The sequence below is a fragment of the Hahella sp. NS-SX17 genome (genome assembly GCF_057367735.1).
Genome location: NZ_CM170632.1, coordinates 2792689 through 2815444 on the forward strand (window position 1 = coordinate 2792689; position 22756 = coordinate 2815444).

Genomic DNA, 22756 nt, shown 5'->3' on the forward strand with positions numbered 1-22756 from the left:
GACCGCTGAATCTTAAGGAGTAGAACCAAGTGACGTCTGTATTACCACGCTGGACATGGTGTTGTATCTTGTCCCTGTGGGTGACGATAACCCAGGCGAGCCCGATCGCAGGCTTGCCGTCGCAGTTGCTGGAGTGGGCCTCCGGCCAACCGATATCTTTTTCTTCTAAGCAAACAATGTTGCATCCCGTCGAGGTCCGGCGGATATATGATATGAGTCTTTACAAACCTGTGTGGTTCGCTGAGGAGTCTTTGGCGGAGCGCGCCTATGCGTTGGTGAGTGTGCTGGAGCATACGGATCAGGAAGGTTTGCCTTCGCAAAGATACCACACTGCGACTTTGTTGGAATTGCTGGATCAATACCAGGCTGCGCCAGAAACCTTTGAGCGCGCCTTCGAGCTGGAATTGTTGCTGACAGATGCAATGGTCGCACTGTCCAGTGATCGACTGACAGGCCGTTTCGACCCGAGATCAATAGACTCTGTCTGGCGTGATGAACGTTCCCCCGGCGAGTTGGCTCCTCGGCTGTATCAAGCGCTTGCCGAAGGTCGTCTGATGGAAGACATGAGCGCTATGGTGCCCACGCCAGAGGTGTATAACGGGCTGTCAAAGCTGCTGATTGATTTGCGAGAAACGGAAGCGCAAGGCGGGTGGCCAATGATTTCCCACGGCTCTGCCTTGAGGCCTGGAAAGTCAGATGCCCGCGTGATTGAACTACGTCGTCGACTGATCGCCAGCGGCGACATGGAACGGCCGGTCATTGATACGTCCGCCGGCGATGATGAGACCTTGTATGACGAAGAGCTGGCGAAAGCCGTTCGGTTTTTCCAGGCCCGTCATGGGTTAAAAACGGATGCTGTCGTAGGGAAAGAGACCCTGGCGATGCTGAATACGCCGATTTCTGAGCGTATTGAGCAGGTTCGTAGTAATCTGGAGCGTCGTCGCTGGACGCCCACCAACCTGGGGGAGCGATACGTGCTGGTGAATATCGCCGACTATCGTCTGGATTTGATAGATCATGGCCGCTCAGAGCTCAGCATGCGCGTGGTGGTGGGCAAACCCTATCGGCGCACTCCAGCGTTCAGCAGTCTGATGACTTATCTGGTGGTGAACCCGCAATGGGAAGTCCCAACCCAGATTGCTGAAGAGGATATGCTGGAGCGTTTTAGAGACGATCCGGAATTTATCAGCAAAATGGGCTTTAGAATTTATAAGGGCTGGGGTCGTGAAGAGACGGCTCTGGACCCGGAAACCATTAATTGGGAAGAAGTCAAAGATGGAAAGTTTCCCTATCGCTTACAGCAAGCGGCTGGGCCTATGAATGCGTTAGGACGTATTAAGTTTATGTTTCCAAATGAGTTTAATGTATATCTGCACGATACGCCGAGCAGAAGCCTGTTTTACAAATCCCAGCGCGCTTTCAGCTCTGGCTGCATACGCCTTGAGCGCCCTCTGGAATTGGCCGCAGCGTTGATCGGCAGTAAGAGAAAAACGGGCATCGAGCTGGATAAAATACTCAAGTCGGGAGAGCCGACAACACTGCGACTACCCAAGCCGGTCCCAGTGCATTTGCAATACTGGACCGCCTGGATGGATGAATCCGGCGTGGCGCAATTCCGTAATGACATATACGGAAGAGACGCCCGACTACAGATGGCGTTTGAAGGAAAAACGCTGACGCCGGAGGATAATACATGGTTAGAGCACTGACGGTCGTCGCGCTCTGTTTGCTGATGACCCGTGCTTTTGGATTTGAACCCGGTAAAGTCGACTTCAGTATCAGTTTTAAAGGTGAAAACAGTGACTATCGAGTCATGTCCGCATTTCTGCAGGCTTCGGAAGAATTCGCGTTTTCAGTTAATCTGCTGGAAAACGAACAGATAGAAATAAGTGGTCAGGAGAATATCGTCAAGGAGAAGGGGCACCGCTATCGTTTGAGTGCGCCAGCCCAGCCCGGCTTGACGCGCCTGACCATCCGCAGGCCTGTCACGGGGGCGGAAATGACGCTGAACCTGTTTGTACTGGTTCCGGCGAGTCAGGTCGATGAAGGAATGCTGAATGGCTTTCAGATAGGTCATTATCCCAGCGAAACGTACCTCAACCAGGCGATTTACCTGCCGCCTGCAGGATATCTTGAGGTGACCAAGGACATGTTGGATATAGAGCTGTCTCCCCATTATCGGTTGGAGCAGTTTTTGTGTCGGCAGCCTTCGGAATTCCCCAAGTTTGTCGTGCTCAGGGAAAAGCTGTTGCTCAAGTTGGAATATTTGACAGAGCAAGTGAATATGGCGGGTTTGCCGGTTTCATCTTTCGTTATCATGAGCGGCTTTCGTACGCCTTTTTATAATGCCTCGATTCGCAACGCTACCTATAGTCGTCACCAATGGGGAGGCGCGGCGGATGTCTTTATCGATGAAGACCCTAAGGACGGCAAAATGGACGATCTGAACAAAGACGGCAAGATCGACAAACATGATGCAGAGTATCTGGCTCAGTTGATTGAGCAGTTTGCTGAGTCGCCCGAATACAAATCTTATATTGGCGGGCTGGGCGTCTATTCCGCCAATAGTTTCCGTGGCCCTTTTATTCATGTGGATGTGCGGGGGGCAATGGTCCGGTGGTAATCCGGGCTATCAGAGACGTAGTCTGCTGAGCGGTTCTGAAATGAGCTGCTGACTTCCGGTTTTGCAGCGGGAAATGGCCCGAAGCCTTGAGGCTTCGGGCCCTGTTGATGCATCTGCGCATGGGGCGCTGTCGACTAGTTGACCATCAACTTGTTTTTAACAGAGTCCACATCGTCTACGTTACTCGCGAGTTTCTCAGCAAGATCTTTCTCCGCTTCTGACTCCACTGCGCCATTCAACGTTACCACGCGGCCTTCCGTATCCACGTCAATATCCAATCCCGCAACTGACTCATTAGCCAACAGCTTCATTTTTACCTTAGCGGTAATAGTGGCGTCAGCCACTGAGCTTCTGAAGCTTTCGTTGTCGGCGTTTTCCTTTTTGGCGGGAGTGGAGGCAACCTTCAACTGGTTATCTACGTCTTTGACGCCTTCCACGCTCAGTGCAATCTGCTCAGCCAGCTCTTTCTCGACCTCTGAGCTTACCGTACCTGTCAGAGTGGCGTTGGAGCCATTGACGGCGGCGTCGATCTCGAAAGCGCTCAGGTTCTCGTTGAACAAAATGGCAGTCTCAATTTTTCCTTCAGTCCAACCGTCTTTGAAGTATTTCTTCGCGTCCTGAGTCATCTCTTCTGCTTTCTGACCAACCGTCTCTTCCTTCTTAACTTTATCGCCAGCAGCGTAAGCGGGAGCGATAGTCATGGCTCCAGCCAGAGTTGCAGCGATCAGCGCAGTGTAAGCAGGCTTCTTAATAAAAGTTTTTGGCGTTTTCATAACGATCTCCTTTTCTATCTTTTAAAGTCCCGGTTCTCTTTCAGAATCCAGGTAAGAGGACTCTATGCCTCGTTGTCACTTAAGAGATAGCTAGAAGCGTGCCAAGTTATTTTCATCGAATTTAGCGCTTTTTGTGTGCAATATGGCTGAATTTTGCGCAGTTTCGCCCTTTGTCTGGTAATCTTGGCAATTAAGCTTGCAGAACTTACAAAGTGTTGGGTTTGGTGGGCGGAGTTGAGTCTCCTCCTATGACCAACGAGGATTGTCCTGTTCCTCTTTTTTCCTTTGGCGCACGGAAAATTGTCACCGATGCTATATTTGGTGGTGGTAGCCACAAGCGAATACGCACTTAAGTATGCTCCCTCCGGCAAGTGAACAATAATGCAAAACTTCAAAACCCTCTCATACTCACGAGACCATTGCTTGAAGTGCGGCTCTAAGGAAGATGGAGGCGATAGACTGCTCCTGGAGCTCTTGTTATTGCTTGTCGCGCTTTGCCTCCTGCAACAGAAGGTAGAGGCCGCGGAGCGCCAGGTGATACTGGCCGCAACCGAGTACCCTCCTTATTACGGTGAGCAGTTAGAGAGCAAGGGGTTTATCTCTGAGATCATCTTCACCGCCTTTCAGCGGGTCGGGTATGAAGTGGAGGTAAAGTTTTTACCCTGGAAAAGGGCCTATGGCATGGCTCAGGCTGGCGATTATGATGGGGTTTACACTGGTTGGTACCGAAAGAGCCGGGAGCAGTGGTTCGAGTTTTCGGACCCGCTACCAGCTAATGAACTCGGGTTTTATGCTTTGAAGGAGCGTCGTATTTCCTATGCCGCACTGAATGATTTGCAGCCATATAAAATCGGCGTGGTGCGCGGCTATGTGAATCCCCCTGAATTTGAGCAGGCCAGACTGGACACCATCGAAGTCACGGAAGACCGCCAAAACATACTCAGTCTATCCCGCGGCTGGATTGACCTTGTTCTGATCGATAAGTTTATGGGGCAGTATATTATCAACACGGAATTTCCCGACTTCGCCCACAAGTTCATTTGGCTCGACCCTCCGGTCAAGGTGGAGAATCAATACCTGATGTTCTCCAGGAAGGCGAAGAATTTCTTGAAAGTCTCTCAGGACTTCAATCGAGGTTTAAAGCAACTCGCGCAGGAAGGTAGGATTGAGGCGATTATTTCCAGGCATCGAACACTGTGGGGGAAGTCGAAAGTTAAGTGAGATAAAGAGCTGGCTAGAGCTGTGAGCCTAAAAGCCTGTACTGGTTGAAGGATGGATTAGCTACTTGTGAGATATTTTGGGAAGGGAGCTGTAATGTTTTGTTATTAAAGGGAATTGTTTTTCTGTGTTGTGTATACTCCGCCTGCAAATTTTGTGGCGGCCTGGTATCTAAAGCTAGTGTCCTACTGTTGATGCTTCCTTCTGGCGTTTTTTTATCTGAAATGAAAGCGCTTTCATTTTGGGGCTAATTTTTAGTCTTATTGAATGAATATTGAGCGGGAAGGTGGAGCCTGGCAGTGGTGGTCACGGGTGAAAGGCAAAAGCTACATCAGTTTAAAGTAGATTATTAGGAGTCTTGAGTGAAAGTAGCAACATGGAATTCTCAGGGAAACCCGATTTCCAATGATAGTAAAAGAGTAATACTTAGTAATTTACTAAACGAGTGCGATATTGTTTTAATCCAAGAGTGTGGAGGTATTAATAAATCCGAATTGGACTGTGTGTCTACTCAGAAGTGGCTATATACACGTGAGCAAGCAGGAGCGTTCAATAACCGCTGCACAACGTGTATTATTTCTAAACAAGTACCTATGGCGCACGGCTATTTATATTTGCAGACTGATACTGGACGTAGCGCCCTCTATGCGACTTATGATGAAGGGTTTACGGTTCTTACGTTTCACGCTAATGCTGGTGGAAGAGGTGCGGCGGATGTGCAGTTAGTCGGCCAACATGCAGTAGGGAAAGTTGCAGGCGACTTTATTATAGGAGGAGACTTTAATTGTGAGCCGTTTGACCTTTCTATTCGCCGAAAAATAATAAGGATTGGGAGTAGCTCTAGAGGGAAAGAATTACGTATTGCATCAAGCGGCTCGAAAACTCATCCAAGTTCATCTCATGAATTAGATTATTTTTTGGTTAGTGATAATATTGATGTTAAGAATGTCTTAAAGTATCCAATGCAAGGTGGCGATCACTATCCTGTAATTATGGAGTTCGATACAGGGTATTAGGTAGTTCTTAATTCAGCGAACTCACCGCATCGAGTTGAGGTTTCACAAGTTTAAATGTAGCCCTGTCTTCTTTGTCAGACAGGGCTTATTCGTTATTCTTGTGAAGCCGATTATTAAAGCATTCAATTGAATAGCATATATGCAAACTTTACGCTACAGACTCCACCTCTTCAGTACGAGTGCTGATAATCTGATCAAGCTGCAAACCGCCTTTCGCTGCAAAATCCAGCGTGCGGATCGGGAAGGGGATGAGGATGTCTGCTTCGTCCAGTGCTTTCTTCACAGCGATCACGCCTTTGTGTTGGGCGGTCATGAAGTCTACTTTCCCGGTGGGGTAATCGATCCAATACCACACGACCAGATTGATGCTGCTGTCACCGAAGCCCGTGGCGAAAACCTGGGTTTCCGTGCCGTTGCGGGTGAACTCCAGAGCGTCGATGGCTTTGGTGATCACTTTGACGGCTTTTTCGATGTCGTCGGCATAGGAAATGCCAACTGGGATTTCTAGGCGGCGCTGGCGGGTGATGGAGTAGTTGGTCAACTTGTTGGTGAATACGTCTTTATTGGGGAGGATCACCCGCTGCCCAGAAAAGGTCAGAATGAGCGTGTTGCGCAGGTTAATCGCTTCAACGGTTCCCATGGTGTCCGTCGTGGCGACGATATCTCCGACCCGGAATGGCTTGCGGACGCCCATGAAAATGCCTGCGATGAAATTCTCAGTAAGATCCTGGAATGCAAACCCTAACGCCAGTCCGATGATCCCGGCCCCGGCCAGCAGAGAGGTGACGGTGCCTTGCAGACCTACAAACCCCAGGGATACAAAAACCCCAACAGCCGTCAGTACAATGCGAACGATTGTGGACAGCAAGTGGGCGACTTCCGAGGAGTCCAATGACCGCATCAGTACTTTTTCGGTCAGATTGGCCACGGTTTTCGCCACGAACAGAAACAGAATGAAAAACACCAAAGCCACGACAGCGCTGGGCAGGTTGGCCAGAGCGGTTTCTCCCCACTCTTGAATGGAAGACCATACAATCTCGACGGCTTTTTCAAATTCGATTATGTCCATTACATAGCCCTTATTTTATTTCTACGACAATATGAGAAGTGGATAGGTCCACGATGACTTTAAATTCAGGTTTAATAACGCAGAAATCGTGCCGGTTTGTGCTCGCGTCATTTTTACGCCTCCAAAACTTACCCATAAAAAAGGCCACCGAAGTGGCCAAAAAAGGAAGGTAGGATAAAAGTGGCGGGTATCGTTTGGGTGGGATTGGGTGAGGATTACTCCTCGAGAAGGCTGCCCAACATCCAGACAGCCTGTTCATGGGAAGACAGTCTATTCACCATCAGGTCCTCTGTTGCGAAGTCCTCAGCTTCTTGCGCCGCGTCGATACACTTTCTGCAGCTTGCAACGGTTCCCTCATGGGCGGAAATCAGTTCTTTGATCAGAGCGGGCGCTGTGCGTTCCTCTTTGGGAGAAATCGTAGAAAACTCCGCCATGCGCTTTAATGTTCCGGGGGCTTTGTATCCGATGGCGCGCATTCGCTCCGCAATGTCGTCAATGGTTTCAGCGAGCTCTTTGTATTGCTTCTCAAATAGCTCATGTAGCGCGAAGAAACTCATGCCCCGGACGTTCCAGTGGGCGTATTGGGTGTAAAGGTACAGGCTGTAAGTGTCGGCGAGCACGCGCGCCAGTTTGTCGGCGACTGAATCCGCCTTGCTCTCTTTAATGCCCATATCCGGGGATGTTGCAGTCAGGTCGAGTTTTTTAGCGTGCTGGTTCATAACCTCTCCTAGGTTTGTTTGCTTTCCCTGAATAAGGCAGAAACCGGGCCAGGTTTTAAAAATATTTTTAAACTACTTTTATATCAATTGGTTATGCGTGTTCGGGAGAGTTGAGAGGGTAGGCTTTGTTCAGAAGAGATAGCGCTGCGACTGCAAGTTTTGCAATGGCTTTGCAAAACTTTCCCTGAGGAAGGCGATTCAGGCTCATCGGCGTCGCCCTGAGCCTGAATCGAGGTAAAACTATTCGGGTTTATTTTGCTCAAACTGTTTGAGCTGACTTTCGCTTGCGGGCTTCTGATGCTTGGCCTTCCACTCATCGTAAGGCATGCCGTAAACGATCTCCCTGGCCGCAGCGTCTTCCACCTGTTCGCCTCGTTCTTCCGCTGCGGCGCGATACCATTTGCTCAGGCAGTTGCGACAGAAGCCGGCGAGGTTCATTAAATCGATATTCTGAACTTCGGTGTTGTCCTGCAGGTGTTTGACCAGCCGGCGAAACACTGCTGCTTCGATTTCGGTTTGGGTTTTAGAGTCCATAATTCAGCCTTGTTCTCAGTGAAATAAAACGTACTTCCCAACGCTCCATTTACCGGGCTGCCTTCAATAGGGCGGCTCGGTCAGTCATTGGCAAGTTTAACCGCAGATCAACATCCATTAGATACGCTGTGATTTGCAGAAAATATGTGCGGACAAATAGAAGAAAGCGATTTGTCCGCTGGACTGATAGTGTAAACGATTGATTTCGCTTCGTTGAGAGCGGAAGGCGCAAGATCGCGGCTCCAATGTGCTATGGCGGGTCTTTATCAGCATGGGGAGGCGGCTGAAAGCCCTCCGGCGTTTTTCCCTGAATGTGATAGGCGAAGGCGATAATTTCCGCGATAACGCGATACAGCAACTCAGGTATTTCATCACCGAGGTCCAGTTGCGCCAGAGAGCGCACCAGCTCTGGGTTCTCGTACAACGGAACGCCATGCTCCCGGGCGATGGCGATGATCTCCTCCGCCAGATCCGCTTCGCCTTTAGCGGAGACCTTAGGCGCCTGTTTGCCATCGTAAAACAGGGCAATGGCCTGTTGGACGTCGCTTTGAGACGTTTCCTGGGAGTGATTGTTTTGCGTGTCCGGTTCTTTCTTGGTCATGCGCGCTCGTCGATCAGTTGGCGGGAAATCGGTGCGGAAGGTGTTGGCGGCGCGCCTTTACGCACCGACAGATCGCCTACCTCAAGGCCCCAGTCCTGCAGACCTTTGCGCAGGCGCGGCAGCTCTTCAGTGACCAGTCCCAGTGTCTTTTGCTCCATCGCCCAGAATGTGGCGGACACTGTTCCTTCCGTATACAGGACCTGGCTTTGCATAGGGCCGAGTCCCTCCAGGTCGAAGGCGAGTACGATTTTCCAGCGGCTTTTCCTGTTGTCCTTGGCTTCGTTGCGCTGATCCTTTTCAAAGCGCATCTGAATGCTATCCATGCGCGGTGCGGCGATAGGCACCTCTACAAACCACACTTGGGTTCCGGTTTGATCGGGGCCTGCGCTGAGATTTTGTTGCATGGCGTTTAATTGATGGCTTTGCAGGCGTGCGGTGGCCTGCGCCAGAGCGCGCAACATTTCGCCTGCGTCCAGGTTGGCGGGCAGCGGAGGCCGTCCGCCTTCGCGTCCCATCGGTGGCGGAAATTGCAGTGGATGTCCACCGGTCGCCATGCCCGGCTGCTCTGCTGTCTGTCGGGTTAACCAGCTGACCAGTTGCTCCCAGTTGGCGGGAAGCGTGCTATTAGGAAGATGCTTAAGCTGCGCCAGCGTGGCGCCCAGCGCTACGGTCAGCAACGCTTTTATATCCTGCGGCGCGGCGATCAGCAGGCGCGACTCGGCGCCAGAGGGCGTAGCGGGCTTATCTGGAGTCGCTGCGGGATTCTCAGCTAATGTTCTCAGTAAATGACGCTCCAGTCTCGCCCCGGATTGCTGGATCGCCTGCTTCAGCCCCCCTGCTTCGCTGACTCGCGGCGGCGTTGGCAGCGCCTGGTTCAATTTGTCGAGCGTTTGCGCTAAATCTCTGGGCAATCGTGTATCAGAGGATAATCTGACTAACGCCTCCAGGTTGCGGCGAAGATCTCCCTGTAATGGCAGCCACTTGGATAACGCCTGTAGTGTTGTGGCGAGGAGCGCCTGTGTAGGCTCTGTTTGTGGCGGCGCTAACGAATCGACGACTTTTAAGCCTAATGCAGTGACTTGCAGTTGCAGGATCTTGCCGATCAGCCAGTCCTGAGGCAGTTGCGTTGTACGAATGTCAGTTTGCAGTGGTTGCGGTAGTCCTTCGGCGCTCAAAATCAAACGCCAGGACGGCGTGGCGGAAGTTTGCGCGCTGAGGCTGGGGTTGGGTGTTCCTGTGCTGGGAGAGGGTGCGATATCGGTAATGCGGGCGGAGAATAAATTGCCGACTTTCTGCACGATAGCCGCTAGTTCCGCCTGTATCTTCGGTGGAAGCGAGTTAGTGCGAGTAGGCGCTGAGGCTGCGTCAGGCTGAACTTTCATCGCTTTTTAACATTTCTCCCACAATAAAATGATCTTAATCAGAGCTATGCACTGACCATCCGGGGAAAGCTGGGCTATAATGCGCCCGTTTTTACAAAGCTTAAGCGCGAGCGGGCCACTTTTCTAACTCTTTTCCTGTATTGTTAACCACTTTGTCGGGAAAAGCGCCAGTTTGTTATCCTTGCGCCGCTTTATTTCCGGTTGTTCCGCGTCGCGCTGTTTCACAGGGGCGCATACAAGAGGCTGCTTTAGTAACTATGACAGGTCAAACTCCTCTGCTAGAGGCCAAGAATCTCCAGTGTGAGCGAGATGACCGTATCCTGTTCGAGAACCTTTCCTTCGCTGTCCACCCCGGCGACATAGTGCAGATCGAAGGCCCCAACGGGGCCGGCAAAACCACTTTACTCAAGCTTTTATGCGGACTGGCCCCGTTACGGCAAGGCGAGTTGTTCTGGCGTGGCGAACGGATGGCGCAGGCGCGTCCCGAGTTTCTTTCCTCCCTGCTGTATCTGGGACACAAAACCGGCGTTAAGGCGCTGCTTACTCCTTTGGAGAACCTGCGCGCATGGTGCGCTCAGCGAGAAGTCGTTGATGAAGAGCGAATGATATCTGCGCTGGAGACGGTTGGCCTGACAGGGTATGAATATTCGCCCTGCAACAGTTTGTCCGCGGGGCAGCAACGCAGGGCCGCCCTGGCGCGCTTGCATGTGTCCTCGGCCCCCTTGTGGGTATTGGACGAAGCGTTCACCGCCATTGATAAAAAAGGCGTGGCGCAGCTGGAGACGTTATTGCGCGATAAAGCCAATAACGGGGGGGCGGTTATTTTGACCACACATCACAGTCTTCATCTATCCGGCGAAGTGCGCCGAGTTCAATTGGGGGCTGCGTCTTGAGGCAAATGGGCGTGTGGGCGGGGTTCGCCGCTGTGGCGAGGCGAGATCTGATGCTTGCTTTTCGACGTCCACAGGAACTGGCTAACCCGCTGGTGTTTTTCGTGATGGCGGTAAGCCTGTTTCCACTGGGCGTGTCGCCAGAGAAAAGCTTTCTTGCGCCGGCTGCGGCGGGAGTGGTCTGGGTGGCGTCGTTGCTGGCGACACTGTTGTCTCTCGATGCGCTGTTTCGAGCGGACCATGAAGACGGTTCCTTGGAGCAGTTGACGCTGGCGCCGCAGCCGCTGTTTGTTCTTGTTCTGGCGAAGGTGTTTGCGCACTGGCTGACGACGGGGCTGCCTTTGCTGCTGCTGAGTCCAGTATTGGCCTTGATGCTGCACGTGGACGAGGCCCTGATAGGCGTTCTGATGCTGTCATTGCTGGTGGGCACCCCTGTGCTCAGCCTGATTGGCGCCATCGGCGCCGCCTTGACAGTCGGGCTGCGTGTAGGCGGGGTTTTGATTTCATTGTTGGTGCTGCCCCTGTATATTCCCGTGCTGATCTTCGGAACCGGGATGGTGCAGAGCGCAGCCGCCGGTATGGATTACACCGCCACGCTGGCCATGCTGGGCGCGATACTGGCGATGTCGCTGACATTGGCGCCCTTTGCTGCTGCGGCGGCCCTTAAAATCAGCGTCTCCAACTGAGACAATATAAACAAGCCGGCGCAGGGACTGCACTTGGGCGTCATGCGCCGGTGGATCGAATAGCTTGAATACAGATAACAGAAGCGATTATGTGGGAAGCATTTAAACAGTGGTTTCACCGGTGGGGCTCGCCGAAGTGGTTTTATGAGCGGAGCCTTGTGTGGTCGTTCTGGCTTGGATGGGGCGCATTGATCCTGCTGCCTGTCGGCATTGTCTGGGGATTGGCGTTTGCGCCTCAGGATTATCAGCAGGGCAATAGCTTTCGCATCATATATCTGCATGTTCCCGCCGCCATATTGGCCCAGTCCTGTTACATGATCATGGCGGTCGCCGGTTTCGTCAGCCTGGTCTGGCGGATGAAAATGGCGGATGTGGTGCTGAAATGCGCAGCTCCGATTGGCGCATCTTTCTGCTTTCTGGCGTTATTCACGGGCGCCGTGTGGGGCAAACCCACCTGGGGGACCTGGTGGGAGTGGGACGCCCGTCTTACCGCCATGCTTATTCTGTTGTTCCTGTATTTCGGCATTATCGCGCTGGAGGCGGCCATCGAAGACAAAATCACTGCGGGCAGAGCGGCGGCGGTGTTAAGTCTGGTGGGCGTAGTCAACATTCCGATCATTAAGTATTCCGTAGAGTGGTGGCGTACGTTGCATCAGCCCGCCACGTTTAAACTGACGGAAAAACCCGAGATGCCGGTGGAAATGTGGGCGCCTCTGTTAGTGATGGTGATAGGGGTTTACTGCTTCTTCGGCTATTCCCTTTTCTTACGAAGTCGTAATGAGATAATCGAACGCGAACGCCGTACCCTATGGGTCCGCGATCTCTTGGCGAAAGAGGGGAAAGCATGAACTTCGAAAGCCTCAGTGACTTTTTCGCGATGGGCGGCCACGGTCTGTATGTTTGGTTGGCCTATGGCGCCGGTGGACTGGTGTTCTTGTATAACCTGGCGGCGCCGATGTTGAAACGTGGCGGCCTCGTCAAAAGATTGTCCCAGCAGTATAGAAGGGAGAAGGCGTCCCAATGAATCCCAAGCGCAAACAGCGTTTAATTATCGTGTCCTTTCTGGTGGTTGGCGTCTGCGCGACGGTTGCGTTGATCCTGACCGCACTCAGTAGCAATGTGAATCATTTTTATAATCCCACCGAAGTGGCGCAAGGCGCTGCGCCGGTGGAAAAGAGCATTCGCGTCGGCGGAATGGTGGTTGACGGCAGCGTTAACAGAGATGCGCAATCTTTGGCGGTCGCTTTTGCCGTCACGGATTACAGCAACAACGTCAACATCAGGTATACCGGCATCCTGCCTGATCTGTTCCGTGAAGGGCAGGGCATTGTCGCCACTGGCAAGCTGGACGCCCAGGGCGTATTTCAGGCGGAGGAGGTGCTGGCCAAGCACGATGAGAAGTACATGCCGCCGGAAGTGCAGCGCGCGCTTGATAAAGCGCAGGACGCCGCGCCCGCACAGACTTACTGAGGGAATGACGTATGATTGCTGAGCTGGGTCACTTCGCACTGATCTTAAGTTTTTGTTTCTCTGTGCTGCTGGCGATTGTGCCGATCGCGGGGGCCTGGGTCGGCGACCGGCTGTGGATGCGCCTTTCCCGTCCTCTGGCGGGCGCCCAGTTTCTGATGGCCATCGTGGCGTTCGCCGCGCTGACCGCTTGTTTCCTGCGGGATGATTTCAGCGTCCGCTATGTGGCGGGACACTCCAACAGCCTGTTGCCCTGGTATTACAAGTTCAGCGCCGTATGGGGCGGCCATGAAGGCTCATTATTGCTGTGGGCGCTGATTCTCACTGGCTGGACCGCCGCCGTGGCCAAATTCAGCAAACAATTGCCGCTGGAAATGGTGGCCCGTGTATTAGGCGTCATGGGTATGATCAGCATTGGCTTCATGCTGTTTATTCTGATCACCTCCAATCCGTTTACGCGCTACCTGCCTAATTCGCCGCAGGATGGCGCGGACCTCAATCCGTTGCTGCAGGACTTCGGTCTGATCGTTCATCCCCCAATGTTGTATATGGGCTATGTCGGTTTTTCCGTCGCTTTCGCATTCGCCGTAGCAGCGCTGATGGGCGGACGCCTGGACGCCGCCTGGGCGCGTTGGTCGCGCCCCTGGACTACCGTGGCCTGGGCGTTTCTGACGCTGGGCATAGCGCTTGGCAGCTGGTGGGCTTATTACGAGCTTGGCTGGGGCGGCTGGTGGTTCTGGGACCCGGTTGAGAACGCATCCTTTATGCCCTGGTTGGCGGGCACGGCGTTGATGCACTCCCTGGCGGCGACGGAAAAGCGCGGCGTATTCAAAAGCTGGACAGTCTTGCTGGCGATATTCGCCTTCTCGCTGAGCCTGCTGGGCACTTTCCTGGTTCGCTCCGGCATCCTCACTTCCGTGCACGCCTTCGCTGCGGACCCAGAGCGAGGTCGTTTCGTGTTGATGATGCTTGGAGTGGTGATTGGCGGCTCCCTGTTGTTATACGCGCTGCGGGCGCCGGTGGTGAAAAGCCGCATTGGCTTCAGTGAGACTTCTCGTGAAGTCTTCCTGCTAGTGAACAATATCATTCTGGTCGTCGCGATGCTGACGGTGTTGATCGGCACTCTGGCTCCGCTGGTCGCGGAGTGGATGGACAAAGAAATATCCGTCGGCGCGCCTTATTTCAACCTGATGTTTTCGTTATTGGTTCCCCTGTTAGCCATCGTGATGGGCGTGGGCATGTACAGCCATTGGAAGGACACCAAAGTGGGGCGGCTGCTGGGGAAGGCTCCAACGTTTTTGCTGATTAGCGCGCCTTTATCCGTGTTGATCCCCTGGATGTACGGCGAAATTCACCTGATGGCGGTGGTGGGTGTCTTTATTGCTGTCTGGCTGCTGGCGGCTACATTGTGTGACGCCTGGATAAAAAGCGCGTCTTCACAGGGCCGGCTGCGAGGCTGGTTGCGCACCTCTCGCAGTTATAAAGGCATGGTGCTGGGCCATGTTGGGCTGGCGGTGACCATCATGGGCGCCACGATCGTGTCTCAGTATACCCAGGAGCGCGATGTACGCATGGCTCCTGGGCAATCGGTTGAACTGGCGGGGTTCATATTCCACTTTGAAGAAGAAACCCAACGTCGCGGTCCCAACTATGTGAGCGATCGCGCGACGGTTTCCATCCGCGATAGTGATGGCGAGGTCTTTTCTGTTTTACATCCGGAGAAGCGTCGCTATCAGGTTTCCGGCAATGTCATGACGGAGGCGGGGATAAATCCAGGGTTGTTCCGGGATCTGTATGTGTCCTTGGGGGAATCACTTGGAGATGATTCCTGGACCATGCGTGTGCAGTACAAACCATTTGTGCGCTGGTTATGGTTAGGCGCCATTTTTATGGCCTGGGGCGGCTTCCTGGCGGTGGCGGACCGGCGTTATCGGCTTAAATTGAAGCGCAAGTTGACGGCGGCGGAAGCTATGGACAGTAGCGAGAAAGCGGCGTCCAAAGTCGACGCTGACGCACTGGGAGGGCAGCAAGCGTGATGAAGCGGTTTTTCTTGTTTGTTCCGCTGCTGGCGTTTGTGGCGGTCGTTATTCTGTTCAACCAGAACATAGATAACGACCCCTCCAAGTTGGACTTGGCGCGCAAGGATCAACCGGTGCCGGACTTTAAGCTGGGCGAACTATACAATCCAGATCGGGAGATGACGCCGGCGGACTTGAAGGGCGAGCCAATGCTGCTGAATGTCTGGGCGACCTGGTGTCCCTCTTGTCGGGTAGAGCATCCCTATCTGCTGAAACTGGCGAAAGAATACAACGTGCCGGTGATTGGTCTGAACTACAAGGATGATCGTGATGCAGCGAAGAAATGGCTGGAGGCGCTGCAGGACCCTTATCGTTTTGTGATTTTCGACCCGGAAGGCCGTCTCGGGCTGGACCTGGGAGTATATGGCGCGCCCGAGACCTATGTAATAGACGCCGCCGGCGTGATTCGCTATCGCCATGTTGGCGTCGTGGATGAAAAAGTATGGACGGAAACCCTGGCTCCTATGCTGCGCAATTTGAAAATGGCGGGCGCAAACGTCGTAGAGGAGCCAGGATCATGAACCCATTAAGACTGGCTCTATGTCTGGCGGCGTTGTGGACTTCAGTTTCCGTTTGGGCGATAGACGACTATAAGTTCACTTCCGAAGAAGGACGCGAACGCTATCAGACGCTGACCTACGAGCTGCGCTGTCCTTTATGTCAGAACCAGAATATCTCAGACTCCTCTGCGCCGATCGCTAAGGATCTGCGCCGGGAAGTCCATCGCATGATCGAAGAGGGGAAGAGTGACGAGGATATCGTCGATTTCATGGTGGCCCGTTATGGCGACTTTGTGCTTTACCGGCCGCGCCTGAACGCGCAGACCGCCATATTGTGGCTGGGGCCGGTCACCGTGGTGACCCTTGGTTTGTCTATTCTCCTGTATATCGCCCGTCGCAGGCGACGTTCGCTGGGAGAGACGACTGAGCTAAGCGATGATGAACAAGCGCGTCTGCGCACACTATTGCAGCAAACCTCTTCCGAAGAATCTGAGCAGAAATAACAGGCACTCCGAATGACAGTATTCTGGCTGGCTATCGTCCTTCTGGCGGTTATGGCGATAGCGATCATCGCCGTTCCTTTGTTGTCCATCCTGAAATCCGGTTCCCAGAACGCGGGCGCGCGTCGAGACACCGCCAATGTGGCGTTGTTCGAAGACCGTCTCACTGAACTGCGTGCAGAGTTGCAGGCGGGTCAAATCAGCGACGCGGAGTTTCATGATCTGCATGTTGAGCTGGAAAAGTCGCTGCTTAACGATGCGGAACCGGGCTCACAGGGCAAAGCTTATCGCAGCAGTCGCGCCCGTCAGTTGCTGATATTAGCGCTGGTGGTTGTGGGCGTTCCCATTGCGGCGCTGCTGATGTATCAGCAATTTGGCGACTATAAGGGATTGCGCCAAGTGGAGTGGATGAAAGAAACCCGCTTGCAACTGGCCCTGGCTGGCAATGATCCTGAAGAGATTTTGCGCCGACTGCGCGATCGCCTGGCGGAACAGCCTGATAATGTCGAAGGCTGGGCGTTGCTGGGCCGTTCCTTGATGACGATGCAGCGATATGTCGAGGCGGAAGACGCATTTCGGCGGCTGGCGGACCTGCTGACGGAGGAAGGCGAAAATGCGGCTGCGGCGCATGGTCTGCGCGCCCAGGCTTTGTTTTTCAAGGAAGGTCGTTTGAGTGCGCCTGTCAGGGCCGCGTTGGAGCAGGCTTTGAAAATGGATCCGAATGAAGGCAGCTCACTGAGCATTCTAGGGGTGGCGGCTTTTCAAGAGCAGCGTTACGCCGAGGCAGCTAAATTCTGGCGTCGAATCATTGAACTGAATCCGAATGATCCTAACGCGACGGCGATTCGCAATGGCGTGGCGCGAGCGGAGCAGCTGGCGGCAGAGCAGAAGGCTCAGCAACCGGCGGCGGGCGGAGCCAGCCTGCAACTGCAAGTCAGTCTGGGGGAAAGCTTGAGCGCCAAAGCCGCGCCCGGCGATACTGTGTTTATTCTTGCGCGACCTGCAGACGGTACGCGTATGCCATTAGCGGTGGTGCGTAAAACTGTCAGCGAGCTGCCAGTCAGCGTAACCCTGGATGACTCCATGGCCATGGGGCCGATGGCGAAACTGTCTTCCGCTGAAACCGTCGAAGTGGTGGCGCGGGTATCTAAATCCGGCTCGCCCCAGCCACAGCCGGGAGATTTGCAGGGCGTTGTCGGCCCTATCGAACTGCGCGCCCAGAGTAGCGAACCGCTTAATCTGGTGATCGATCAGCAGGTGCAGTAAACGCGCCGGCGGCGTTACTCGCTGAGTAGCGCCGCTTTAACTTCCTCCATCCGCTCCCGATTGACGCCGAAATCCCGATAACCCAGACGGGAGGCGGAGCGCAGATGTATCACGTTAGTATCCCTGTCCAGTAAAAACTCGACATCATCCACAAAACGAAACACGAATGAAGTGGCTTCCGCGCGGATATAGTCGTCGTTCTGCTGGGTGATGCGGATATTGCCAATGCGCTCCAGCGCCGCTGGGAGCCTGAGCCACATCGACTGCGCCTTGTCATTGTATATGGGAGTTATGAAGTGTTCAGCGTCGCTGGGGTCGCTGAAGCTGCTGACGCAGTTGGGGCTTTCAGGGCACGAGGCCAGGCGTCCCTCATGGGTTCCCAGGCCGGCGGGAGGGTTGCTGCCGCAGGCGCTGAGTCCTGCGGCGATAACAAAGACCGCCCATTTTGCTGTGTTGCTCATCACTTGTTCTCCGCTGCGCCGAAGCGCAGACATCGATCCCGGCGTGAAGTACAGCGTGGAAATCAGTCGCCTTGTGCGTTGAACGCCTGACCGGTGACGCCAATGCTGTCTTTACCCATCAGATAAAGATAGACGTTCATGATCTCTTCAGGCGTTGGGTTATTCGTGGCGTCTTCCGCCGGATAGGCCAGCGCCCGCATAGCGGTGCGGGTGGCGCCGGGGTTGACGCTGTTGACGCGAATACGTTTGTCGGCGTCATCCAGTTCGTCCGCCAGCACCTGCATCATGCCTTCAACGGCGAATTTGGAGACGGCGTAAGCGCCCCAGTAGGCTTTGCCTTTGCGGCCGACGCTGGATGACGTGAAAACAATGGAGGCGTCCTCAGACTTGCGGATCATCGGCATCAATGACCGGGTCAGCAGGAAGGGCGCCATGGCGTTCACTTGCATGACGCGGGTCCAACTATCCGGGTCATAGTGTTCAAGTGGGGTGCGGTGTCCCAGCAGAGCGGCATTATGCAGCAGTCCGTCGAGACGACCGAACTCTTCATGTATGGCGTTGGCCAGATCGTCGTAATCCTTCGCTACGGCCCCTTCCAGGTTTACCGGAAAGATGGCGGGCTTAGGGCCGCCATCGGCCTCGATTTCATCGTAAACGTCTTCCAGCTTTTTAGTGGTGCGGCCGCTGAGAATAATGGTGGCGCCGTGACGGGCGAAGGTCTTCGCCGCCGCGCGCCCAATTCCCGCGCCTGCGCCTGTGATCAGGATGACGCGATCGCGCAGGAGGTCGGCGGGGGCTTGGTAAGAATACATAATGCGTGTTTTCTCTCGTCGTGGTCTGTCTTTAAAGTGCGGTGACTTTTGATTATAACCCGAGGGGAAATCAAAGCACTTGTTTCAGCAGGGCGGCGACATCCTCCACAGAGTGCGCCACGTGGTCCGCATTCCAAGCCAGGGCCGCCTCGGGTTCATCCAGATAGCCGTAAGCGGCGGCGATGGTGAGCATGCCTGCATTGGCGCCGGCCTGAATGTCGCGTATATGATCGCCGACATACCAGCATTTCTGTGGGTCGCAGTCCGCCAGACGCGAAGCCAGCAACATGGGCTCGGGGTCCGGTTTGGTGCGGGAGACGTCGTCAGGGCAGACCAGCGCCGCCATGCGGGAGCTCAAGCCCAGCGCTTCCAGCAGCGCTTCGCTGTACAGTCTGGGTTTGTTGGTGATGACGCCCCAGCGAACGCCTTGGCCTTCCATTAACGTGAGCAGCGCTTCAAAGCCTGCGAACAGGCGGCTGTCGACGGCGATGTGGCGCAGATACAGGTCCAGCAGCTCCTGGCGCAACGGTTCAAAGTCGGCGTCTGTCTCTTCCATGGCGAAAGACAGCTTCACCATGGCGCGGGCTCCATCGGACACCGTTTTACGCACGGTTTCGTACGCCATGTCAGGCATGCCGCGCTGACTGCGCTGCATGTTCATCACCCGAAAGAAGTCGGGGGCGGTGTCGATCAGGGTGCCGTCGAGATCGAAGAACACGGCCTCTGGACGGTAAAGTCGCGTATCCGTCATCAGGCGTCCTTGAGCGGTTTGACCGCGTGCATGAGATAGTTGACGTCCACGTCGTCGCCCAGCTTGTATTCTTTCAGCAACGGATTGTAGGTCATGCCTCGCATTTCGCACAGATCGAGATCAGTGCGCCGCAACCAGGCCGCCAATTCGCTGGGCTTGATGAACTTTTTCCATTCGTGCGTCCCGCGCGGCAGCATCTTCAGCACATATTCAGCGCCGACGATTGCGAACAGAAAGGACTTGGGATTGCGATTAATAGTGGAAAAGAACAGGTCGGCGCCGGGTTTGGCGACGCGCGCACAGGCGGCGATCACCGATGCGGGGTCGGGAACATGTTCCAGCATTTCCATGCAGGTCACCACATCGAAAGACTCTGCTTCGGCTTCCGCCAGCTCCTCGATAGTGGTGCGGCGATAATCCACACTGACGCCAGATTCCAGTCCATGCAGACGCGCCACGGACAGCGGCGCTTCGCCCATATCGATGCCGACCACATGTGCGCCGCGACGCGCCATGCTCTCGCTGAGAATGCCGCCGCCGCAGCCTACGTCCAACACTCTTTTGCCGGGCAGGGCGGCGCGCTCGTCAATAAAGTCGAGTCGCAGCGGGTTGATCTCATGCAGGGGTTTGAATTCGCTTTCCGCATCCCACCAGCGATGGGCGAGATCCTCAAACTTTTTCACTTCACTCAGATCGACGTTCTCAACGGGAGTCATGTATCCGTTTCCTCTGAATTGGTCGGAAGGGGCCGTGATGCGGCCCCACGCGTTCGCTTCGGCGGGCTATTTTAATTGGCTTCGGCGGTGTTGGCGATTCTCTCGCGCCAGGCGTCAACCTTTGTCCGTAGCTCGCGGACGTCCATATTGAGCAGCTTCTGTTCTCTCACTTGCGCCACACCGGAAGTCCAGACATGGCTGACCTGGCTGGATTTGGTGGAATAAGCCAAATGCGAAGCGACGTGATACACCGGTTGTACTTCGATGCCGCTCAGGTCTACCGCCATGATGTCCGCCCACTTGCCAGCTTCCAAAGAGCCGGTGACGGACTCCATGCCCAGCGCCTTGGCCCCGTTGATGGTGGCGATTTCCAGAGCCTGGAATGCGCTGACGGCGGCGGCGTCCTGCGCCACGGCTTTCGCCAGCATCGCAGCGGTTTGCAGCTCGCCCAGCATGTCCAGATCGTTGTTGCTGGCCGCGCCGTCGGTGCCAAGGGCCACGTTCACACCGGCTTTCAGAAGACGGTCCAGAGGGCAAAAGCCGCTGGCCAGTTTCAGGTTGGATTCCGGACAGTGAACGACATGCGCTCCGGTTTCCTGCAGGATTTCCAGGTCGCGGTCGTTAATCTGGGTCATGTGCACGCACTGAGTGTTGGACGTCAACAGTCCCAGCTCATGCAGACGCTCGGTAGGACGTTTACCGGTTTTCTCCAGGCCTTCCTGCACTTCGCCAGCCGTTTCATGGAGGTGAACCTGCACTGGCATGTCCAGCTGATTAGCCAGGGTTACAATTTTCTCAAACTTGTCGTCGGACACGGTATAGGGGGCGTGTGGACCAAAGCCGATTCGCACCAGGTCGCTGTGCTTGTACTCATCATGCAGCGCCAGGCCCTTGTGGATGGACTCTTCAGCAGTGGCGGCGCCAGGAACTGGGAAGTCGATGACCGGGAATACGATCTGGCAACGCATGCCGAGACGGGTGGCTTCTTCGGCCACGGCGTCTGGATAGAAATACATGTCGCTGAAAGTGGTGGTGCCGCCCAGCAGCATCTCCGCCATGGCCAGTTTGGAGCCGTCGCGTACGAACACGTCGCTGACCCATTTGCCTTCAGCGGGCCAGATGTGGTGGCTCAACCATTCCATCAAAGGCAGGTCGTCCGCCATGCCGCGGAACAGAGACATGGCCAGGTGGCCGTGGGTGTTGATCAGACCGGGCGCCACAACATGGTTCGGCAGGTCGACGGTTTCTTTGGCGACATAACGCGTCTTGGCCTCGGCGGCTTCGCAGACGCCGACAATTTTGCCTTCAGCGACGGCGACGGATGCGTTTTCAAGTACGACTCCCGCTGGTCTGACGGGGATAACCCAACGCGCATTTATCAATAAATCAACGCTTTCTTGAGCCACAGCTACACTTCCTATATCTATTCAAAATCAGCGGCCAAGTATACCTATAATACAAGGGGATAAGTAGGGCGCAGGGCTTAAATGGCGTATAATGCCGGCCCGGACCAGCAGATATTCGCCCGGTCCTGTTTTCTGACCACTTGATCAACTTATTGGGGCGCGCCACATGTCGCAATCTTCCGTTTCCGCCATTCGCTGGGCGAACAATCAACTTATTCTGCTAGACCAACGCACACTGCCGCTGCAGGAAGCTTACGTTCACTGCTCCACTCATGTCGAAGTGGCTGACGCTATTAAACAAATGGTAGTGCGCGGAGCGCCTGCAATAGGCATTGCGGCGGCGTATGGGGTGGCGTTGGCGGCGGCGGAATACAGCTCCGACCGGGATCGCATTCACCGCGCTTTGGAGACTCTGGCTGATTCGCGGCCGACGGCGGTGAATCTGTTCTGGGCTCTGCGTCGTATGCGGGATCTGATCGACGGTTCTTCCGTTGCGGATCTGTTTCCACTGCTGGTGGAAGAGGCGACGCGTATTCATGAAGAAGACCTGCAAGCCAACCTGACCATGGGCGAGCTGGGCGCTGATCTGATCGCGGAAAGCGGTCGCGGCGCCTTACTGACTCACTGCAACACCGGCAGCCTGGCTACCGGTGGTTACGGCACCGCTCTGGGGGTGATTCGCTCCGCTTATCGGCGTGATCTGGTGACGGAAGTGTTTGCGGATGAGACCCGTCCCTGGTTGCAGGGCGCCCGATTAACCGCCTGGGAGCTTTGCCAGGACGATATTCCCGTCAAACTGATTGCGGACTCCGCGGCGGCGCATGTCATGAAAACCTGTGCGGTGAAATGGGTGATCGTCGGCGCTGACCGCATCACTGCGCACGGCGATGTGGCCAATAAGATCGGCACCTATGGGCTGGCGGTTCTGGCGCGTCATCATGGGGTCAAGTTTATGGTGGCGGCGCCGTCCAGCACCATCGATTTTGAGCTGTTCAGCGGTGCGGATATCCCCATTGAAGAACGTACGTCCGATGAGCTGAAGTTCGTGCAGGGAACGCCGTTAGCGCCAGAAAAAGCCAACGCGTTTAATCCCGTGTTTGACGTCACGCCGGCGGAATTGATTGACGCCATCGTGACTGAGCGGGGCGTGGTGTTGCGTCCGAACGCGGAGAAAATGCGTAAACTGCAGTAACGGCGCACCCGCGCGCTCCACGGTGCAAGCGTCGGCGAATAAGGGAGGGATGATATTCCCTCCCGGGCTGCTATCTTTATCAGGGGAGGGCGGTTT

Annotated in this window: 25 protein-coding genes; 14 read left to right on the forward strand and 11 right to left on the reverse strand. The window is 54.7% G+C overall.

The genetic code is table 11. The features are described from left to right. Positions 1-212: 212 nt before the first annotated feature. Positions 213-1709 (forward strand): L,D-transpeptidase family protein, encoded by a 1497-nt coding sequence (locus AC2IBB_RS12685; protein ID WP_486333205.1) that lies wholly within the window; start codon positions 213-215, stop codon positions 1707-1709. Then, positions 1694-2623 carry a hypothetical protein gene (locus AC2IBB_RS12690; RefSeq protein ID WP_486333206.1) on the forward strand — a complete coding sequence of 310 codons (930 nt, stop codon included), beginning with the start codon at positions 1694-1696 and terminating at the stop codon, positions 2621-2623. The genes AC2IBB_RS12685 and AC2IBB_RS12690 overlap by 16 nt, the downstream gene beginning before the upstream one ends. Before the next feature lie 134 nt (positions 2624-2757). On the opposite strand, the gene AC2IBB_RS12695 is transcribed toward AC2IBB_RS12690, so the two are convergent. After that, entirely contained in the window at positions 2758-3396 is a 639-nt protein-coding gene (locus tag AC2IBB_RS12695; RefSeq protein WP_486333207.1) for a BON domain-containing protein, read from the reverse strand. A gap of 381 nt (positions 3397-3777) precedes the next feature. Between AC2IBB_RS12695 and AC2IBB_RS12700 the strand changes: the two genes are divergently transcribed. Both AC2IBB_RS12700 and AC2IBB_RS12705 read left to right on the forward strand, forming a co-directional pair. After that, positions 3778-4617, forward strand: coding sequence for a substrate-binding periplasmic protein (locus AC2IBB_RS12700; protein ID WP_486333208.1), 840 nt, complete (start codon positions 3778-3780; stop codon positions 4615-4617). 359 nt (positions 4618-4976) lie between these two features. Next, positions 4977-5630, forward strand: a complete 654-nt coding sequence (locus AC2IBB_RS12705) for an endonuclease/exonuclease/phosphatase family protein (RefSeq protein ID WP_486333209.1) — start codon at positions 4977-4979, stop codon at positions 5628-5630. A gap of 148 nt (positions 5631-5778) precedes the next feature. On the opposite strand, the gene AC2IBB_RS12710 is transcribed toward AC2IBB_RS12705, so the two are convergent. The 5 genes from AC2IBB_RS12710 to fliK all read right to left on the reverse strand — a co-directional run bounded on the left by AC2IBB_RS12710 (position 5779) and on the right by fliK (position 9935). Continuing rightward, on the reverse strand, positions 5779-6699 hold the full coding sequence (locus AC2IBB_RS12710; protein ID WP_486333210.1) for a mechanosensitive ion channel family protein: 921 nt from the start codon (positions 6697-6699) through the stop codon (positions 5779-5781). Positions 6700-6914: 215 nt separating this feature from the next. Next, complete coding sequence (locus AC2IBB_RS12715) at positions 6915-7418, reverse strand: Dps family protein (RefSeq protein ID WP_486333211.1); 504 nt, start codon at positions 7416-7418, stop codon at positions 6915-6917. Between the two features lie 240 nt (positions 7419-7658). Next, a complete protein-coding gene (locus tag AC2IBB_RS12720) occupies positions 7659-7952 on the reverse strand; it encodes a DUF1244 domain-containing protein (RefSeq protein WP_279503073.1) in 294 nt (97 codons plus the stop codon). A 250-nt stretch (positions 7953-8202) separates the two neighbouring features. Next, positions 8203-8553, reverse strand: coding sequence for an EscU/YscU/HrcU family type III secretion system export apparatus switch protein (locus AC2IBB_RS12725; protein ID WP_486333212.1), 351 nt, complete (start codon positions 8551-8553; stop codon positions 8203-8205). Beyond that, a complete protein-coding gene (gene fliK / locus AC2IBB_RS12730; RefSeq protein WP_486333213.1) occupies positions 8550-9935 on the reverse strand; it encodes a flagellar hook-length control protein FliK in 1386 nt (461 codons plus the stop codon). Before fliK ends, AC2IBB_RS12725 begins: the two co-directional genes overlap by 4 nt. 257 nt (positions 9936-10192) lie before the next feature. Here fliK and ccmA point away from each other — a divergent pair, with 257 nt between their 5' ends. From ccmA to ccmI, 9 genes are all read left to right on the forward strand, one after another. Next, positions 10193-10828 (forward strand): cytochrome c biogenesis heme-transporting ATPase CcmA, encoded by a 636-nt coding sequence (gene ccmA / locus AC2IBB_RS12735; RefSeq protein WP_486333214.1) that lies wholly within the window; start codon positions 10193-10195, stop codon positions 10826-10828. 50 nt (positions 10829-10878) lie between these two features. Further along, positions 10879-11511 carry a heme exporter protein CcmB gene (gene ccmB, locus AC2IBB_RS12740; protein WP_486333215.1) on the forward strand — a complete coding sequence of 211 codons (633 nt, stop codon included), beginning with the start codon at positions 10879-10881 and terminating at the stop codon, positions 11509-11511. Between the two features lie 89 nt (positions 11512-11600). Beyond that, a complete protein-coding gene (locus AC2IBB_RS12745) occupies positions 11601-12359 on the forward strand; it encodes a heme ABC transporter permease (RefSeq protein ID WP_486333216.1) in 759 nt (252 codons plus the stop codon). After that, complete coding sequence (ccmD, locus tag AC2IBB_RS12750) at positions 12356-12535, forward strand: heme exporter protein CcmD (protein WP_486333217.1); 180 nt, start codon at positions 12356-12358, stop codon at positions 12533-12535. The genes AC2IBB_RS12745 and ccmD overlap by 4 nt, the downstream gene beginning before the upstream one ends. Next, positions 12532-12981, forward strand: a complete 450-nt coding sequence (ccmE, locus tag AC2IBB_RS12755; protein WP_486333218.1) for a cytochrome c maturation protein CcmE — start codon at positions 12532-12534, stop codon at positions 12979-12981. The genes ccmD and ccmE overlap by 4 nt, the downstream gene beginning before the upstream one ends. An 11-nt stretch (positions 12982-12992) precedes the next feature. Next, on the forward strand, positions 12993-15014 hold the full coding sequence (locus tag AC2IBB_RS12760) for a heme lyase CcmF/NrfE family subunit (RefSeq protein ID WP_486333219.1): 2022 nt from the start codon (positions 12993-12995) through the stop codon (positions 15012-15014). Beyond that, entirely contained in the window at positions 15014-15577 is a 564-nt protein-coding gene (locus AC2IBB_RS12765; RefSeq protein WP_486333958.1) for a DsbE family thiol:disulfide interchange protein, read from the forward strand. Before AC2IBB_RS12760 ends, AC2IBB_RS12765 begins: the two co-directional genes overlap by 1 nt. Beyond that, positions 15574-16059 (forward strand): cytochrome c-type biogenesis protein, encoded by a 486-nt coding sequence (locus AC2IBB_RS12770; RefSeq protein ID WP_486333220.1) that lies wholly within the window; start codon positions 15574-15576, stop codon positions 16057-16059. The genes AC2IBB_RS12765 and AC2IBB_RS12770 overlap by 4 nt, the downstream gene beginning before the upstream one ends. Positions 16060-16071: 12 nt before the next feature. Next, on the forward strand, positions 16072-17322 hold the full coding sequence (ccmI, locus tag AC2IBB_RS12775; RefSeq protein WP_486333221.1) for a c-type cytochrome biogenesis protein CcmI: 1251 nt from the start codon (positions 16072-16074) through the stop codon (positions 17320-17322). Between the two features lie 14 nt (positions 17323-17336). On the opposite strand, the gene AC2IBB_RS12780 is transcribed toward ccmI, so the two are convergent. The 5 genes from AC2IBB_RS12780 to AC2IBB_RS12800 form a co-directional block, all read right to left on the reverse strand. Continuing rightward, positions 17337-17783: a DUF1499 domain-containing protein gene (locus tag AC2IBB_RS12780; protein ID WP_486333222.1), complete on the reverse strand. Its 447-nt coding sequence runs from the start codon at positions 17781-17783 to the stop codon at positions 17337-17339. Positions 17784-17845: 62 nt separating this feature from the next. Beyond that, positions 17846-18595 (reverse strand): YciK family oxidoreductase, encoded by a 750-nt coding sequence (locus tag AC2IBB_RS12785; protein WP_486333223.1) that lies wholly within the window; start codon positions 18593-18595, stop codon positions 17846-17848. A 70-nt stretch (positions 18596-18665) separates the two neighbouring features. Further along, entirely contained in the window at positions 18666-19346 is a 681-nt protein-coding gene (locus AC2IBB_RS12790) for an HAD family hydrolase (RefSeq protein ID WP_486333224.1), read from the reverse strand. Further along, positions 19346-20062 (reverse strand): bifunctional 2-polyprenyl-6-hydroxyphenol methylase/3-demethylubiquinol 3-O-methyltransferase UbiG, encoded by a 717-nt coding sequence (ubiG, locus tag AC2IBB_RS12795; protein WP_127971952.1) that lies wholly within the window; start codon positions 20060-20062, stop codon positions 19346-19348. The genes AC2IBB_RS12790 and ubiG overlap by 1 nt, the downstream gene beginning before the upstream one ends. 71 nt (positions 20063-20133) lie before the next feature. After that, positions 20134-21468 carry a TRZ/ATZ family hydrolase gene (locus AC2IBB_RS12800; RefSeq protein ID WP_486333225.1) on the reverse strand — a complete coding sequence of 445 codons (1335 nt, stop codon included), beginning with the start codon at positions 21466-21468 and terminating at the stop codon, positions 20134-20136. Positions 21469-21634: 166 nt separating this feature from the next. Here AC2IBB_RS12800 and mtnA point away from each other — a divergent pair, with 166 nt between their 5' ends. After that, on the forward strand, positions 21635-22660 hold the full coding sequence (mtnA, locus tag AC2IBB_RS12805) for an S-methyl-5-thioribose-1-phosphate isomerase (RefSeq protein WP_486333226.1): 1026 nt from the start codon (positions 21635-21637) through the stop codon (positions 22658-22660). Positions 22661-22756 lie beyond the last annotated feature (96 nt).